A 16,511-nucleotide genomic window follows, 5' to 3' on the forward strand; every position below is an offset into this window, starting at 1 on the left:
CCTGTTATGCACCCAAATCAGCCGGTAACGGCGCCTTCAACCATTTCTCGGACAAACCATTTAGCGTGTTATCCTGCAATGCTTCCCCAATCAGAGCATCCACTTTGGCTTTCAGAGCCGGTTCTCCCTGACGCAAACCGATATAACACGGTGAATCTTTCAGCATAAACTTCGCCACCGGTGCCTGGGTTGGATTCTGGCGAACCAATGCACTGACCACCAAATTGCCCGTCGCCAAATAATTCACCTGACCAGACAGGTAGGCTGACAGCGTAGTGTTGTTATCTTCATACCGTTTAATCTGAGCATCTTTAGGGGCTAACTCACTCAGCACCATATCTTCCACTGCACCACGGGTTACCCCCACCGTTTTACCTGCCAATTGTTCTGGTTGCTTCAGTGCATCGTCTTTAGCACCAAATACACCCAAGAAAAACGGTGCATAGGCACGGCTAAATGCGATAGCTTTTTCCCGTTCAGGATTTTTACCCAAGCTGGAAATCACTAAATCCACTTTATCCGTTTGCAGATAAGGCACTCGGTTGGCACTGGTCACCGGCACCAGTTGCAACTTTAGTTTCATCTTATCGGCCAAATAATGTGCCATGTCGATGTCATAACCCTGCGGCTGAAGATCCGTACCAACCGAGCCAAATGGCGGGAAATCCTGTGGAACAGCGACCCGCAACACACCACGCTGCTGAATTTGCTCTAACTGATCGGCTAACACCGAAGGAGCCTGAACCCATATCAGTGCAGCACTCAGCAAGGCCAACATCCGCTTTTTCATGTTCATAGCATATCTCCAATAACTCAGTAATGAAACGATGGGTTCTTTAAAAGCAAATACTGAAACCATCGTTGCAACTACTATGCCAATGATAACCTATGACGAGAGGCCCATATTTAGGCTCACTACACGAATCACAAGGAATAAATCGAAGAGAGAGACTCACAATCAAGGTGCAAATCAACAATCAAAATGCACCACAAAAGTGCATTAATTGATAAAAAGAAGGCGTTAGCGCGCCGCCGGGAGGTGAAAGTGACATAAGCTGTCGCAACAGCCAGAAGAGTGTTACCCCTTCGGACACTGAACTAAACGATAGCCTTTTGACCTATATGGCGAACAAACTACCGTTGCTCTAACTCTCCTAAATCATCATATAAATCAGCGATTTGATGAATTCGCTGACGGCCCTGTGCGAGCATTTCATGCAATAAAGCATTACTCAGTAAATTTGCCAGACTCATGGCCGAAGAGTAGCTATCAAAAGCCGATACGCTGTCGAGCGGCGTAGTCAACCGCCAACGTGCTAACGGCAATATTGACTGAGCTTGCGGCTCACAAATCAGCAGCGTCGGCACGCCTTGTACCTGCATTTGTAGCAGGATCTCGCGGATAACTTTTGGCCGGCGGCGAAATGCCACCACAATAACTAAATCACGCGGCGTGACATCCACCAACTCCTCTGCCAGCGTCTGCCCCGCTTGTGGCACCAACTGCACGTGCTGGCGCACCTGCAACAACTGTTGACGTAAATGCAGAGCAACCGGGTAACTGTTTCGTAGCCCCAATAATAAGATACGCGGCGCACGTATCATCGCATCGATAACCTCGGCTAACTGACGGCTATCCAACTGACTCACCCAATGCGTTAAATTCGCCATTTCTTGCTTATAGTGGCGCGCCAGCAAGGTGTTCCCTTGTACCGCATCACGACTATCGGTCAATGGCATACCGCTTTGACGCAAGGTGCGTACTTCTTCACGCATTTCCCGATAACTGGCGTACCCCAAGCGCTTAAACAGCCGGCTAACCGTGGCCTTAGACACCCCACTCAAGCGCGCCAATTCAGCACTGTTATAGCTAATCAGGTCGTCAAAATGATCAAAAATAAAATCAGTAACGCGCTGCTCCTGCGGGGTCAACTGTGCATAATGCGCCCGCAAACGTTCATCAATCTGTTTCATACCCTTCTCCGGCCAATGAAACTATCGTTTCAGCATAAGCATTTTTGCGGAAAATAGCACACAAGCCCACCGCAGTAATAAGATAATTTTCATGCTGAGTGCTATCTGTCATTCGCCAGCGAGTCGGCCACGGTTCGATTAGCCTGCTTGGTTGAAGCAAAGTGACCACCGATCGAGTATCAACTAAAACCCGAACTGAACTGAGATAAAATTTATCCCTTGGTTTATCATTCCTAATTATCTAATACTGTCGCTCTTATCAATTCAGAATAATTCCTTATGACACAAAAAGCTGAAAACTCCGGGTTAAGTCCGGCATTGATCGTGTTGATGTCGGTCGCAACCGGACTGGCTGTTGCCAGCAACTACTATGCCCAGCCACTGCTGGAAACCATCGCACAAGCCTTTAATCTCTCGGTCAATCAAGCTGGATTTATCGTTACTGCGGCCCAGTTGGGCTATGCTGTGGGATTAATGTTCCTGGTGCCGCTAGGGGATATGTTTGAACGCCGTGGGCTGATTGTGGGCATGACCTTGCTGGCTGCTGGCGGCATGCTGATTACCGCGATGTCACAAAACCTCACTATGATGATTGTTGGCACCGCGCTCACTGGTTTGTTCTCAGTGGTGGCACAATTACTGGTGCCGCTGGCGGCCACTCTGGCTGCGCCGGAAAAACGCGGCAAGGTGGTCGGTATTATTATGAGTGGTCTGCTGCTGGGGATTTTGCTGGCACGAACCGTGGCAGGAGCACTGGCCTCCATTGGCGGTTGGCGCACCATTTATTGGGTCGCCAGCGCGCTGATGTTCGTCATGGCATTGGTATTGTGGCGCTACCTGCCGCGCTATAAACAACATACCGGTTTAAATTACGGCCAGCTGCTTGGTTCAATATTCTCGCTGTTTATTCGAACACCCGTGCTGCGCACCCGTGCCTTGCTCGGCGCGCTCTCGTTTGCCAACTTTAGTGTGTTGTGGACGTCGATGGCCTTCTTACTGGCTTCTCCCCCCTTCGGCTATTCAGAAGCTACTATCGGGCTATTTGGCCTGGTCGGTGCTGCTGGCGCGTTGATGGCGACCAAAGCGGGCCAATTGGCGGATAAAGGTAAAGCCCGCATCACCACCAGTGTTGGTTTGGGATTACTGCTGTTGTCTTGGATACCTATCGCCCTGGGGCAACATTCCATCATCGCGCTGATTATCGGCATTGTGGTGTTGGATCTGGCGGTTCAGGGGGTACATGTCACCAATCAGAGCGTGATATATCGCATGATGCCGGAAGCCAGAAATCGCTTAACCGCCGGTTATATGACCACTTACTTTATCGGCGGGGCGTTAGGTTCGCTGATTTCAGCAGCAGCATACCAACATGCCGGCTGGTATGGTGTGGCAATGGCCGGTTTGGTGCTGTGCATACTAAATATTACGACGTGGCTGGCCGGTAAACGCTTTGATCCTCCCGCTAATCAACCCGTTGAGTGACCTTAATTAGTTAGCTAACTAATAATCAATGCAGATATAAATTTGGGTTATAGGGTGTTAAGAAAATTACCACTCTGGTAATGTTACCTAACTTGTTATTTTGCCCTGTAACCCAAAGATCTTATGCCAAGCCAAATCACCGACTCTCCGCCAGCTACCCGGTCAACCGCCACCTTTACGGAGGGCATTACCGATAGCCTGCCTATCGTTATCGGCTATTTACCCGTCGCCTTCGCCTTTGGTCTGAGTTCGGTAAAACTGGGTTTTACCCCGCTGGAAGGTATTTTCTTCTCTTGCATCATTTATGCCGGTGCCAGCCAATTCGTTATTACCGCCCTGCTCAGCGCCGGGATGTCATTATGGGTTTCCGCCTTAACCGTGATGGCAATGGATATCCGTCATATCTTGTATGGACCGGCACTCAAACACCGTATTCTGACCAAATTATCCGGTAAAAAAACCGCGCTGTGGGCATTTGGTTTGACCGATGAAGTGTTTGCTGCTGCCACCACCAAGTTAATGAAAGAAGAGCGACGCTGGAGCGAAAACTGGATGCTCGGTATCGCGTTTACCTCTTGGCTATCTTGGGTGGCAGGTACCGCAATCGGTGCCATGTTTGGCAATGGCCCGTTGGAGAATTATCCCGCTATTGAGGCCTCCCTCTCCTTTATGTTACCGGCGTTGTTCTTGAGCTTTCTGCTGGCCTCATTTAAACGCCAATACAGCCTAACCGTTATCGCCTCGCTGAGTGGCGCATTGCTCGGCGCCGTGTTGTTCTCTATTCCGGTGGCGATTTTGGCCGGAATTGGCGCAGGGTGCCTGGCCGCCCTGCTGCAACCCACACCAGAAGTGGTGACCGAACACAGTGAAAATAACGAGCAGGAGCCGACACCATGAATTCAGATGTCCTGATTATTGGGTTAGTGGTGGGGACGGTAAATTACCTGTTTCGTTATTTGCCACTGCGCCTGGGACCAGCACGTAAACAAGCGGGTCTGCAACGAGGCAGAGTTTCACTGCTGTTGGACAGCATTGGGATTGCTTCTATCTGTGCGTTATTGGTGGTTTCCAGTACACCAGAAATTATGCATAACCCGCAGAAACTCATGCCGACACTGATTGGCTTTCTGGTTATCTGTGGCTGCTTTTATAAAACCAACAGTATTATCTTCGCCACGTTATTTGGCGCGATCAGCTATGGACTGACATTCAAATTGCTCATGATTTTGGGATAAGAGATTGCCTGAATTGTGAGCTAAAACACAATAACCTTACAATTAGTGATACTAATTACTACAAACAGTGACTGAATAACACGAATTGCTAAATTTTTCTCGAATTATACCGTTTACATTATTAGTCACTATCGTTACTGTACCATTTGAAATTAATGAGGCTCATTATAATGGAAAATTCGTTTAGTCCTATAGAACAGATGCTTAATTTTCGTGCCAAACGCCAGAAAGATTTCCCTTATCAGGAAATTCTACTGACACGCTTGTGTATGCATATGCACAGTAAGTTGCTAGAAAATCGCAACAAGATGCTGAAAGCACAAGGAATTAACGAAACCTTATTTATGGCATTAATTACGCTGGATGCGCAGGAAAGTCGCAGTATCCAACCGTCTGAACTGAGTGCGGCACTGGGTTCTTCGCGCACCAATGCGACCCGCATTGCTGACGAACTGGAAAAGAAAGGTTGGATTGAGCGCCGCGAAAGCCACAATGACCGCCGTTGTTTGCATTTGCATCTGACCGAGGCGGGCGTTGAGTTTTTGAATCAGCTGCTGCCCCCACAACATAAATGTCTGCATTTTCTTTGGTCAACCCTAGACGCTGACGAACAGCAACAGCTTGAAACGCTGACGCGCAAATTACTGTCTCGTTTAGATCAAATGGAAGTACCGGAGCAGTAATTCCAATATATCTATCCAGGCGCATTACTTGATCCAAGTAAACAACTATGCGATCCCCACATAGCTGGAGACTCACGCCTTTGTTCGCCATTTTTTAAGGGCTGAACTGACGATTGATTTACTCGGCTAATACCCGGATATTGCAGCCCAACGTCCGTTATAAAACTGGGATTATCGGCAGTGATGAGCTGTTGGTAACCGAATCACAATATCTACAACAGCAACAATCGGAACTTAGCGCCAGCAACCATTTATTGCAGGCCAAGATTAGTTTGATCCGTTCATTGGGTGGTGGTCATCAGGCCCCGGTCAATGAGGGTTCACAAAATAAAACAATATAAAATGTGGGGAAGACCATGAGTACAAGCGCGGAAGCTCAAATCCCGCAACAACCGCAGAACAAGAAGAAGCAACGTAAACGCATACTTCTTCTCCTGACGGTTATTTTTATCATCCTTGGCGTGGCCTATTTTATTTATTGGTTCTTGGTGTTACGTCATCATCAAGAGACTGATAATGCTTATATTTCAGGCAACCAGATACAGATCATGTCGCAGGTTCCCGGCAGCGTAGTCAGTGTCAATTTCGAAAATACAGATTTTGTTAAAAGTGGCGATGTACTGCTGGCTCTTGACCCAACTGATGCCGAACAGGCGTTTGAGCAGGCAAAAACCGCACTGGCTAACAGTGTGCGTCAAACCCACCAGCTCATGATTAACAGTAAGCAGTATCAGGCGAATATTGCCCTGAAAAAAACTGAACTGAGTAAATCACAAAATGACCTACAACGCCGTGTGGTGCTCGGTTCGGCTAATGTCATTGGCCGTGAAGAACTGCAACACGCCCGTGATGCCGTCGATGCCGCACAGGCTTCGCTGGATGTTGCGATTGCACAATACAATGCCAATCAGGCATTGGTTTTAAATACCCCATTAGAAAAACAACCGGCTGTCGAGCAGGCTGCGGCCAAGTTACGTGATGCCTGGCTCTCCTTGCAACGGACCAAAGTTGTCAGCCCGGTAGACGGTTTTGTTTCACGCCGCAGTGTGCAAGTGGGTGCTGAAATTGCCAATGGCGCGCCATTAATGGCAGTTATCCCGGCAAACCAGATGTGGGTTGACGCTAACTTTAAAGAGACACAGTTAGCGAATATGCGCATTGGCCAAAGCGCCACAGTCATAACTGATTTCTATGGTGATGACGTGGTTTATCAGGGGAAAGTGGTTGGTCTGGACATGGGGACCGGCAGCGCCTTCTCACTGTTACCGGCGCAAAATGCCACCGGTAACTGGATTAAAGTGGTTCAGCGCCTGCCAGTCCGTATCGAACTGGATAACAAACAACTGGCTGAACATCCGCTGCGTATTGGCCTGTCTACCACGGTTAGAGTGGATACCGCCAATACCGACGGCCAAGTGCTGGCACAAAATGTGCGTAAAGAACCTGCATTTGTAACTAACGCGCTGTCACTGGATTTAGCACCGGTTAATCAAATGATTAGCGACATTGTTCATGCGAATGCGGGTTAATGTTGATGCAAATGCAAGTTAAGCGCGCCGGAGGCCTCTGTGGCACAAAAACCGCTTGAGGGTGCCCAACTCGCCTGGATGACGGTCGCGCTATCATTAGCAACCTTCATGCAGGTGTTGGACTCCACCATTGCAAACGTGGCTATTCCTACTATTGCCGGTGATTTAGGCTCATCCAATTCGCAAGGCACTTGGGTTATTACTTCGTTCGGGGTGGCAAATGCTATTTCGATCCCCATCACCGGCTGGCTGGCCAAGCGCATTGGTGAAGTGCGCCTGTTCCTGTGGGCAACCGGACTATTTGCTCTGGCTTCATGGTTGTGTGGTATTTCCAACAGCCTGGGGATGCTTATCTTCTTCCGGGTGATTCAGGGATTGGTCGCAGGGCCATTGATTCCGCTATCGCAAAGCCTGTTACTGAATAATTATCCGCCAGCCAAGCGAAGTATGGCCTTGGCATTGTGGTCGATGACAATTGTCGTGGCCCCGATATTTGGGCCGATCCTCGGCGGTTATATCAGCGATAACTATCACTGGGGCTGGATCTTCTTTATCAACATCCCTATCGGGCTGGTGGTTATTTTGGTCGCAGGCAGTACCTTAAAAGGGCGTGAGACCAAAACTGAAATCAAACCCATTGATACGGTGGGGCTGGTGCTATTGGTGGTTGGGATCGGCGCGTTACAAATCATGCTTGACCAAGGTAAGGAGCTGGATTGGTTTAACTCGACCGAGATTATCGTCCTGACGGTCATTGCCGTGATTGCCATTACCTTCTTGATAGTCTGGGAACTAACCGACGACCACCCAGTGATTGATCTCTCGTTATTCAAATCGAGAAACTTTACCATTGGTTGCTTGTGTATCAGCCTGGCCTATATGTTGTACTTTGGCGCTATTGTCTTGCTGCCACAACTACTACAGGAGGTATATGGCTACACCGCCACCTGGGCTGGCTTGGCATCTGCGCCGGTAGGCATATTGCCGGTGCTGTTATCACCGATCATTGGCCGCTTCTCTCATCGAATTGATATGCGACAGTTAGTCACCTTCAGCTTCATTATGTATGCGGTATGTTTCTACTGGCGGGCTTACACATTCGAACCGGGAATGGATTTTGGTGCATCGGCGTGGCCACAATTTGTGCAAGGCTTTGCTATTGCCTGCTTCTTTATGCCACTGACCGCCATTACGTTATCTGGCTTGCCGCCAGAGCGCATGGCCGCAGCATCCAGTTTGTCTAACTTCCTGCGAACCTTGGCGGGATCGATTGGTACCTCCATCACCACAACGCTCTGGACGCAAAGAGAATCGATGCACCATTCGCAACTGACCGAGTTTGTTAACCCGTTCAACCCGAATGCGACATTGATGTATCAGGAGTTGGAAAAACTGGGGATGAATCAGCAACAAGCCTCGGCTTATCTGGCACGGGAAATTACCAATCAGGGGCTGATTATCTCAGCAAATGAGATCTTCTGGCTCTCGGCGGGGGTATTCCTGCTGCTGCTGGCGCTGGTGTGGTTTGCCAAGCCACCCTTTACCTCCGGTGGCGGCGGCGGTGCGCACTAGCGGCTAACGCTGAGCAACAAAAAGGGCACTGACTTATCATCAGCGCCCTTTTTTATTTTTCTAGCTCAATGATATACCCAAAGTCATTGGAGTTGCAGGTAGGCAGCAAGCAATGCCGCTAACAACCCTGCTGCTGCAAGGACCAGGGTATTATTGGGCGCTATTCTGACGCCACCACTCCGACAGCAAAATACCGGTTGCCACTGACACATTCAGGCTTTCTACCCGGCCAGTACCGCCGATAGACACACTCATATCGCCCTGCTGCCAGGCACTGTCGGTCAGGCCATCACTCTCTTGACCTAATACCAGCACCATTTTGGCAGGCAGTTCAGCTTTTGACAGACTGACACCTTTATGACTCGATGTGGTCACGATGGTGTAACCGGCTTTACGGAAGGTATCCAATACCGAGAGGAAATCGTCTGCATTGATAGCCTTGATATGCTCCGCACCACCTTCAGCCGTACGCACTGCAGCACCCGATTCCAGCATCGCCGGATCTTGCAACAACACGCCGTTAATACCGAAATGCGCACAGGTCCGCATAATGCCGCCGAGGTTATGTGGGTTACCCACATCTTCCAGCGCCAGTACACAATCTTTAGCCTGAGTCTGCTGTTGCAGATAGGTTTCTGCATCCAGACCCTGACGTTTCTTGATAAGGAAGCACACACCACCATGGTGTTCAGTGCCAGAAGCCTTCGCCAGCTCCTCTTCTTCAACCACATGATAAGCCTTGCGGTTAGCCGCCATCCATTTCAACGCTTCGCGAAAACGAGGGGTAACTGACTGCACAAACCAGGCGCGGACGATAGCGTCTGGGCGGCTTTCAAACAATGCCTTACAAGCATTCTCACCATAAACACGTGTTTCTTCAGCCCGCTGACGGCGCAATTGCGCCGGATCTACATGACTTTTACCGCTGATGCCACCATGATCAAACTCTGGCTCTTCTGATGGCGCACGGGATACCGTTTTCCACGGTGAATCGTAAGGGCCATTGCCTTCAGAACGTGCCGGGCGGCTAGGACTCACGCGTTCATTACGGCCGGAATCATTACGACGTGAATCATTATTACGCGATGAACTGCCCCGACTCGCATTGTCACCTGGACGACCTTTGCTTGCCGGACGCTGGTTTTTACTACGGTTATTGTTGTTACGGTCGTCACTGCTGCTTTCGTCACTGCGGACGTACATCACTTTAACTTTGCCGTTTTTGCCACTAAATGAATCGTTCATTGTCTTCTCCACCAACGCGCAGGGCGCGAAGATTACCTGATGTCCGCCCGGTTAGCCATAAGCAAGCGCTAAAAGCTAGCAACTATCGTATTCATCGAATAAACCTTTTTGGCACTTATCCCATTTATCTCCATAATAGATAACAACAAGGAAACAAGTCAGCGATGTTTTCTCTTCTATCTATTGAGACACTAAATAAAGGCTAATTTATGAATACGGTATGTACAGCTTGTATGGCGACTAACCGCCTACCGGAAGAACGTATTGATGACGGCGCTAAATGTGGGCGCTGCGGCCACTCTTTATTTGATGGCGAGGTGATTAACGCCACCACTGAAACGCTGGATAAATTGCTGCAAGATGACCTGCCGGTGGTCATCGACTTCTGGGCTCCGTGGTGCGGGCCTTGCCGCAGCTTCGCGCCTATCTTTGAAGATGTTGCCGCAGAACGCGCCGGAAAAGTCCGTTTCGTCAAAGTTAACACCGAAGCCGAACCCGAGCTTAGTACCCGTTTCCGTATCCGCAGCATTCCTACTATTATGCTGTACCGCAACGGAAAAATGGTCGACATGCTCAGTGGCGCATTGCCAAAAGCGCCTTTTGATCATTGGCTAGATGAGCAATTATCAGTAGAGCCAGCCGCCCGATAAGCTAGTTTAACTCATTTATCGCGTCTCGGCGCAACGTAGTCGCCCGGTGAGATTGATGCCCTGACAGTTTTTTGTCGGGGCATTGTTTTTTTGTTTTATGGTATGACTAAGCGTATGGATTGATTAGAATAGCGCTATTTCATCAGGAGTCCGTCGTGACTGAAATATTGATCACTGACCATGCTTTATTAGATACGATCCTCACGACGGAAAATGCCGTACTGCGTTTACGCCGGCAGCGTTTAGCCGCATCCACGCGCGCCTATCGTGCCCGTGGCTGTCGCGCAATACGTTGTCAGGGCTGCCTGTTGGCAGAGCGTTTTTGTTTGTGCGATACCATAAAACCGCAGCCAGCCGCCAGCCGCTTTTGCCTGATTATGTTTGATACCGAACCCCTAAAACCCAGCAATACCGGCCGCTTGATCGCAGATATTCTACCCGACACCCAAGCCTTTCTCTGGGCGCGCACTGAAGTTGACCCTGTATTGCTGGCGGCCATTGGCGACCCTGCGCGCCAGCCATATGTCGTATTCCCAGAAAAATACGCTGAACCGCCACGGCAGATACTTAATCACTTGCCCATTAGCGATAAGCCTCCGCTATTTATACTGTTGGACGGCACCTGGAACGAAGCCAAAAAGATGTTCCGCAAAAGTCCCTATCTGGCTGACCTGCCGATGCTGTCACTCAATGTCACTAATAGCTCGGATTATCTGTTACGCGAAGCCCCACGCCCAGAGCAACACTGCACGGTCGAAGTCGCCGCTGCTCTGCTACAACAAGCGGGTGATATTCAGGCCGCAGACCAATTAACGGCCCATTTCCTCTATTTCCGCCAGCAATATTTAGCGGGAAAACCTCACCATCCAGTGGGGCGAGTCACAGCAACTGTCGAAGAAAGCACATAAAATCAGATAAGCTGTCTTTAACTTATACCCAATAGATTTCAGGGCGCAGAAAGGCGGCGAATCGTTCTGGAACCAGTTTGAACAGTATTGATGCGAGCCCGCAGGCTGAGTGAGCGCAGCCAACACACCTGCAACTTGAAAGATAACGGGGATAAACGATGAGCCAACGTGGATTAGAAGCACTACTACGCCCGAAGTCTATTGCGGTTATCGGCGCTTCTGAAAAACCGGATCGCGCCGGTTTCCTGATGATGCGTAATTTGCTGGATGGCGGCTTCAATGGCCCTATTCTACCGGTGACCCCAACCCATAAAGCAGTATGTGGTGTGTTGGCTTACGCAGATATCGCTAGCCTGCCGATTACGCCCGATCTGGCGATTTTGTGTACTCATGACAGCCGCAATTTGGCCCTGTTGGAAGATCTCGGCATCCGTGGCTGTAAAGCAGTCATCATTCTGTCTGCCGCAACCGAACAGTTCCCAGAGCTGAAAGCCTGCGCGCAACGCCATCATATGCGCTTACTTGGCCCCAACAGCCTGGGTTTGCTGGCTCCGTGGCAAGGGTTAAATGCCAGTTTCTCACCCGTTCCCATCAAGAAAGGGCGGCTGGCATTTATCTCTCAATCAGCCGCGGTAGCCAACACCATTCTCGACTGGGCGCAGCAGCGGGAAGTTGGCTTCTCGTATTTTATTGCGCTGGGTGACAGCCTGGATATTGATGTCGATGACTTACTCGATTTCCTGGCCAGAGATGGCAAAACCAGTGCCATTATGCTGTATATCGAACATATCAGTGATGCGCGCCGGTTTTTATCCGCCTCGCGCAGCGCTTCGCGCAATAAACCGATTCTGGTGGTCAAAAGTGGCCGCACACAGCGTGCTCAGCAGTTGCTAAATGGTCAGCAAGGGCTGGACGCGGCTTATGATGCGGCGATTCAGCGGGCAGGCCTGCTGCGGGTGCAGGATACTCACGAGCTATTCTCCGCCGTCGAAACACTCAGCCACATGCACCCACTACGGGGTGAACGGTTATTGATTGTCAGCAATGGTTCCGCCCCGGCGGCCATGGCGCTGGATGAGCTGATCAGCCGTAATGGCAAGTTGGCAACACTGTCTGATACCACCCAATCGGCGCTGAGTGCCGTGCTACCCTCTTTTGTTTCCTTACGTAACCCCATAGACTTGCGCGATGATGCCAGCGCTGAGCGCTATCTGGCGGCACTTAAACCGCTACTGGACAGTACCGACTACGATGCGCTATTGCTGATTCATTCCCCGAGCGCTGCTGCGCCAGGAAGCAAAACGGCGGAATTACTGATTTCCGCTATCCGTCAGCACCCACGCGGCAAGCGCCTTACTCTGCTCACTAACTGGTGTGGTGAATATTCATCGCAAGATGCACGCCGACTGTTCACCGAAGCCGGGATCCCCACCTATCGCACACCGGAAGGGGCGATTACTGCCTTTATGCATATGGTGGAATATCGCCGTAACCAGAAGCAATTGAAAGAGACACCTGCGCTGCCTGTCGGCCTCACCGCCAACACCGCCCACGTGCATCAGTTGATTCGCCAGGCGCTGGCAGAAGGTGCCACCCAGCTTGATACCCATGAAGTACAACCGATACTTGAAGCTTATGGCCTCAGCACACTGCCAACCTGGATTGCCAGTGATAGCGTAGAAGCGGTGCATATCGCCGAACGATTGGGCTATCCGGTTGCCATCAAACTACGCTCGCCGGATATCCCGCACAAGTCAGAAGTCCAGGGCGTAATGCTGTATCTTCGTACCGCAATTGAAGTACAGCGGGCTGCTGACGATATTCTTGACCGGGTAAGGCGCACTTATCCGCAAGCCCGTATCCACGGGTTGCTGGTGCAAAGTATGGCGAACCGCGCAGGCGCTCAGGAATTGCGAATTGCAGTAGAGCAAGATGCGATTTTCGGCCCGTTGATCATGTTAGGTGAAGGTGGCATCGAATGGCATCATGAAACTCAGGCCGCCGTCGCGCTGCCGCCACTCAATATGGCACTGGCCCGCTACCTGATTATACAAGCGGTCAAAGGCGGCAAAATTCGCAGCCGTGGATCATTACAACCCTTGGACATCCCTGGCTTGAGCCGTTTACTGGTACAAGTCTCTAATCTAATTCTCGATTGCCCCGAAATCAGCCGGTTAGATATTCACCCGGTACTTGCGTCAGGCAGCGAATTCACGCTGTTGGATGTTTCGATGCAACTGGCACCTGTCAGCGGCGATCCGCAGGCACGGTTGGCGATCCGTCCCTATCCACACGAGTTGGAACAAAAGGTCGAACTTAAAGATGGTTCTCACTGTCTGTTCCGCCCAATTTTGCCAGAAGATGAACCACTACTAAAATTGTTTATTGATCAAGTCACTAAAGAAGATCTCTACTATCGCTACTTCAGTGAAATAAATGAATTCAGCCATGAGGATTTGGCGAATATGACGCAGATTGACTATGATCGAGAAATGGCATTTGTCGCTGTGCGCCAAAAAAATAATGGCCCTGAAATTATTGGCGTCACGCGCGCATTGTCTGACCCTGACAATATTGACGCCGAGTTTGCCGTGTTGGTGCGCTCAGACCTTAAAGGGCTGGGTCTGGGGCGGGAACTATTAGAAAAGATGATTCAGTATACTCGCAGCCATGGGTTAACACGGTTAACCGCAGTCACCATGCCCAACAACCGTGGCATGATCGGTTTAGCTAAAAAACTCGGTTTTAGTATTGATGTACAGATGGAAGATGGGATCGTTAATCTGGAGCTGACACTTTGATTTCAGTTACATGAATCACCGTGATATATACCACAACCCCAAACGATTCGGTCTTTGGCAGGCAAAACTTGCGCACAATCCGCGAAAGTAGTGGTATTATCGCCCAACTCAATGGATTAGTGTTTTTAGGATATGGCGGTTCTGCCATCAAATAACAAGAGAAGAAGCGCACTGTGATGTTGTCAAAATTCAAACGTAGTAAACATCAACAACACCTTGCACAACTGCCCAAACTCCCTCAGTCAGTTGATGATGTCCAAACACTTTATTGCCCCAAGGTTTTCCGCTCCACTCTGCTGGATTTAATAGGCCTGGCGACCAAACGTATTTATCTGGTGGCGCTCTACCTGGAGCAGGATGATGCAGGCCGGGACGTAATGAATGCCCTCTATCAGGCTAAGCTTCAGCGCCCAGAGCTGGAGATTTGCGTGCTGGTAGACTGGCACCGCGCACAACGTGGGCGTATTGGAGCCGCAGCGGTCAATACCAATGCTGATTGGTACTGTGAAATGGCGGCCAATCATCCGAATGTTTGCGTTCCGATTTACGGTGTTCCAGTCAATACTCGCGAAGCACTCGGCGTGTTGCATCTGAAAGGTTTTATCATTGATGATACTGTGATTTACAGTGGTGCCAGTATCAATGATGTCTACCTCTATCAAAACGATAAGTATCGTTATGACCGATACCAATTAATCACGAACCCATCATTGGCCGAAATTATGGTCGATTACGTGAAACAACGGATGCTAAGTGCAGGAGCGGTGCAACGCTTGGATCGTGCTGATCGGCCGACCAATCCTGAGATTAAAAATGAGACCCGACAGTTTCGCTCGTCACTGCGCGACATCGGCTATCAATTTCCGGCACAAGCGAGTAATGATGAACTGGCCGTCACCCCATTGGTTGGCTTAGGCAAAAAGAGTCAACTGAATAAAACAATTCATCATTTAATGGCCTCCGCTGACGAACGACTCACTATTTGTACACCTTACTTTAATCTGCCAGCACTGTTAGTCCGCAATATCATTTATCTACTGCGTGAAGGCAAACAGGTCGAGATTATTGTTGGTGACAAAACAGCAAATGACTTTTATATTCCAGAAGATCAACCGTTTAAGATTATTGGCGCGTTACCTTACTTATACGAAATCAACCTGCGTCGCTTCCTGAGTCGCTTACAGCGTTTTGTCGATAGCGGGCAATTAATCGTGCGCCTGTGGAAAGATGGCGACAATACTTATCATCTGAAAGGAATGTGGGTTGATAATAATTGGCAGTTGATTACCGGTAATAACCTGAATCCACGCGCATGGCGTTTGGATCTGGAAAATGCCATTTTGATCCACGATCCTAAGCATGAGATGCACGAGCAGCGCGCTAAAGAGCTGGAGTGTATCCGTACTCATACTAAAGTTGTTTCACATTACCTTGAGCTTGAGAATATTCAGCAATATCCAGTCAAGGTTCGCAAATTGATCCGTCGTTTGCGCAGGATCCGTATCGATCGGCTGATTAGCCGCATTCTATAAATATGAAAGCCCGGTTACATGCCGGGTTTTTTGTATCTAGCCAGAGGAGAGACGGCATGTGGTGCCCACCTTATCTTCGCCCATTACTTATCGCCCCACTGTTTTTTCTCAGTTCTGCATGCACGCATATGGCTAATGATAATTGGACTGGGAAAGATAAGGCACAACATTTCTTTGCCTCCGCCGTTTTAGCCGCCGCTGGCACTGCCTATGGTGAACATCAAAATTGGTCCGATGCCAAGAGCCGTAATTTTGGCCTGCTGTTTTCTATCGGGATCGGGGCGGGTAAGGAGTTATATGATAGTCGTCAAGGTGGGACTGGCTGGAGCTGGAAGGATTTTGCCTGGGACGTCGCCGGTGCAATGACAGGTTACAGCCTTTATCAAGCGGCAAACTGACCCCACTACAGCAATAAACACGCTATTCCTACGATAAAACCTTACTTACCTGGTTCAAATCCTCACAGCTAAATCCATAAACAAAAAAAACCACCTATCAAGGTAGCCTTTTGTTTTATTCATCGCTGTGACGGCCGGATTTGACTCACCTGCCCCTGCAATATTTGACTCGTCTGACTATGAGCCCTGCGACGCAACCACTCTAAGGTCACTATTTATACCTATTTCACTATTCTGCCCATAGCAAAAACCCCACGCTTTTGGCATGGGGTCTCGGCTTTATTTGATGCCTGGCAGTGTCCTACTCTCGCATGGGGAGACCCCACACTACCATCGGCGCTACGGCGTTTCACTTCTGAGTTCGGCATGGGATCAGGTGGGACCACCGCGCTAAGGCCGCCAGGCAAATTCTGTCTAAACTAAACCCGCTATATGTCTCCATACAGCCAGCCAGCCCAATCTCGGAACTTCGCTGAAAATTTCTATCTCTCAAATCTAAAAC

At 49.7% G+C, this 16,511-nt stretch carries 14 protein-coding genes, 1 rRNA gene and 1 pseudogene; 12 read left to right on the plus strand and 4 right to left on the minus strand.

Annotation, left to right across the window (positions count from 1 at the left end):
- Positions 1-4 precede the first annotated feature (4 nt).
- Positions 5-796: a transporter substrate-binding domain-containing protein gene (locus V1953_RS16465; RefSeq protein ID WP_442851135.1), complete on the minus strand. Its 792-nt coding sequence runs from the start codon at positions 794-796 to the stop codon at positions 5-7.
- A gap of 338 nt (positions 797-1,134) precedes the next feature.
- Positions 1,135-1,974 (minus strand): MurR/RpiR family transcriptional regulator, encoded by an 840-nt coding sequence (locus V1953_RS16470; protein WP_083160185.1) that lies wholly within the window; start codon positions 1,972-1,974, stop codon positions 1,135-1,137.
- Positions 1,975-2,253: 279 nt separating this feature from the next.
- On the opposite strand from V1953_RS16470, the gene V1953_RS16475 reads away from it, so the two are divergent.
- From V1953_RS16475 to emrB, 7 genes and pseudogenes are all read left to right on the plus strand, one after another.
- Positions 2,254-3,456 (plus strand): MFS transporter, encoded by a 1,203-nt coding sequence (locus tag V1953_RS16475; protein WP_102970463.1) that lies wholly within the window; start codon positions 2,254-2,256, stop codon positions 3,454-3,456.
- 123 nt (positions 3,457-3,579) lie between these two features.
- A complete protein-coding gene (locus V1953_RS16480) occupies positions 3,580-4,353 on the plus strand; it encodes an AzlC family ABC transporter permease (RefSeq protein WP_083160187.1) in 774 nt (257 codons plus the stop codon).
- The gene (gene ygaH / locus V1953_RS16485) at positions 4,350-4,691 is read left to right on the plus strand and encodes an L-valine transporter subunit YgaH (protein WP_083160189.1); all 342 of its coding nucleotides are present in this window, start codon (positions 4,350-4,352) and stop codon (positions 4,689-4,691) included. The genes V1953_RS16480 and ygaH overlap by 4 nt, the downstream gene beginning before the upstream one ends.
- A 170-nt stretch (positions 4,692-4,861) precedes the next feature.
- Positions 4,862-5,374 (plus strand): transcriptional repressor MprA, encoded by a 513-nt coding sequence (gene mprA / locus V1953_RS16490; RefSeq protein ID WP_442851136.1) that lies wholly within the window; start codon positions 4,862-4,864, stop codon positions 5,372-5,374.
- A gap of 149 nt (positions 5,375-5,523) precedes the next feature.
- Positions 5,524-5,715: pseudogene (locus tag V1953_RS16495) on the plus strand (efflux transporter outer membrane subunit); the annotation flags it as partial.
- A gap of 15 nt (positions 5,716-5,730) precedes the next feature.
- Positions 5,731-6,903: a multidrug efflux MFS transporter periplasmic adaptor subunit EmrA gene (gene emrA / locus V1953_RS16500; RefSeq protein ID WP_083160193.1), complete on the plus strand. Its 1,173-nt coding sequence runs from the start codon at positions 5,731-5,733 to the stop codon at positions 6,901-6,903.
- Positions 6,904-6,942: 39 nt separating this feature from the next.
- Positions 6,943-8,475 (plus strand): multidrug efflux MFS transporter permease subunit EmrB, encoded by a 1,533-nt coding sequence (gene emrB / locus V1953_RS16505; protein ID WP_083160195.1) that lies wholly within the window; start codon positions 6,943-6,945, stop codon positions 8,473-8,475.
- A 150-nt stretch (positions 8,476-8,625) separates the two neighbouring features.
- Here the strand turns inward: emrB and V1953_RS16510 are convergent, their stop codons facing one another.
- A complete protein-coding gene (locus tag V1953_RS16510) occupies positions 8,626-9,720 on the minus strand; it encodes a tRNA/rRNA methyltransferase (RefSeq protein ID WP_083160197.1) in 1,095 nt (364 codons plus the stop codon).
- Between the two features lie 209 nt (positions 9,721-9,929).
- Between V1953_RS16510 and trxC the strand changes: the two genes are divergently transcribed.
- From trxC to V1953_RS16535, 5 genes are all read left to right on the plus strand, one after another.
- On the plus strand, positions 9,930-10,370 hold the full coding sequence (gene trxC / locus V1953_RS16515) for a thioredoxin TrxC (protein WP_372568735.1): 441 nt from the start codon (positions 9,930-9,932) through the stop codon (positions 10,368-10,370).
- A gap of 155 nt (positions 10,371-10,525) precedes the next feature.
- Positions 10,526-11,278 carry a tRNA-uridine aminocarboxypropyltransferase gene (locus tag V1953_RS16520; protein WP_442851137.1) on the plus strand — a complete coding sequence of 251 codons (753 nt, stop codon included), beginning with the start codon at positions 10,526-10,528 and terminating at the stop codon, positions 11,276-11,278.
- Positions 11,279-11,436: 158 nt separating this feature from the next.
- The gene (locus V1953_RS16525; protein WP_442848094.1) at positions 11,437-14,079 is read left to right on the plus strand and encodes a bifunctional acetate--CoA ligase family protein/GNAT family N-acetyltransferase; all 2,643 of its coding nucleotides are present in this window, start codon (positions 11,437-11,439) and stop codon (positions 14,077-14,079) included.
- A 179-nt stretch (positions 14,080-14,258) separates the two neighbouring features.
- Positions 14,259-15,611 (plus strand): CDP-diacylglycerol--serine O-phosphatidyltransferase, encoded by a 1,353-nt coding sequence (pssA, locus tag V1953_RS16530; RefSeq protein ID WP_372559835.1) that lies wholly within the window; start codon positions 14,259-14,261, stop codon positions 15,609-15,611.
- A gap of 56 nt (positions 15,612-15,667) precedes the next feature.
- Positions 15,668-16,009, plus strand: coding sequence for a YfiM family lipoprotein (locus V1953_RS16535; protein WP_083160207.1), 342 nt, complete (start codon positions 15,668-15,670; stop codon positions 16,007-16,009).
- Positions 16,010-16,297: 288 nt separating this feature from the next.
- On the opposite strand, the gene rrf is transcribed toward V1953_RS16535, so the two are convergent.
- Positions 16,298-16,413: ribosomal RNA gene (rrf, locus tag V1953_RS16540) — 5S ribosomal RNA — on the minus strand.
- Between the last annotated feature and the right edge of the window lie 98 nt (positions 16,414-16,511).

It is taken from the genome of Yersinia sp. 2541 StPb PI, assembly GCF_052217145.1.
Lineage (GTDB): Bacteria > Pseudomonadota > Gammaproteobacteria > Enterobacterales > Enterobacteriaceae > Yersinia > Yersinia enterocolitica_E.

What these genes read in the sequence shown, in the direction of transcription:
- V1953_RS16480 (WP_083160187.1), top strand. Translation starts at nt 3,580, where the DNA reads ATGCCAAGCCAAATCACCGACTCTCCGCCAGCTACCCGGTCAACCGCC.
- V1953_RS16535 (WP_083160207.1), top strand. Translation starts at nt 15,668, where the DNA reads ATGTGGTGCCCACCTTATCTTCGCCCATTACTTATCGCCCCACTGTTT.
- trxC (WP_372568735.1), top strand. Translation starts at nt 9,930, where the DNA reads ATGAATACGGTATGTACAGCTTGTATGGCGACTAACCGCCTACCGGAA.
- V1953_RS16475 (WP_102970463.1), top strand. Translation starts at nt 2,254, where the DNA reads ATGACACAAAAAGCTGAAAACTCCGGGTTAAGTCCGGCATTGATCGTG.
- ygaH (WP_083160189.1), top strand. Translation starts at nt 4,350, where the DNA reads ATGAATTCAGATGTCCTGATTATTGGGTTAGTGGTGGGGACGGTAAAT.
- V1953_RS16525 (WP_442848094.1), top strand. Translation starts at nt 11,437, where the DNA reads ATGAGCCAACGTGGATTAGAAGCACTACTACGCCCGAAGTCTATTGCG.
- V1953_RS16465 (WP_442851135.1), bottom strand. Translation starts at nt 796, where the DNA reads ATGAACATGAAAAAGCGGATGTTGGCCTTGCTGAGTGCTGCACTGATA.
- V1953_RS16470 (WP_083160185.1), bottom strand. Translation starts at nt 1,974, where the DNA reads ATGAAACAGATTGATGAACGTTTGCGGGCGCATTATGCACAGTTGACC.
- emrA (WP_083160193.1), top strand. Translation starts at nt 5,731, where the DNA reads ATGAGTACAAGCGCGGAAGCTCAAATCCCGCAACAACCGCAGAACAAG.
- V1953_RS16510 (WP_083160197.1), bottom strand. Translation starts at nt 9,720, where the DNA reads ATGAACGATTCATTTAGTGGCAAAAACGGCAAAGTTAAAGTGATGTAC.
- mprA (WP_442851136.1), top strand. Translation starts at nt 4,862, where the DNA reads ATGGAAAATTCGTTTAGTCCTATAGAACAGATGCTTAATTTTCGTGCC.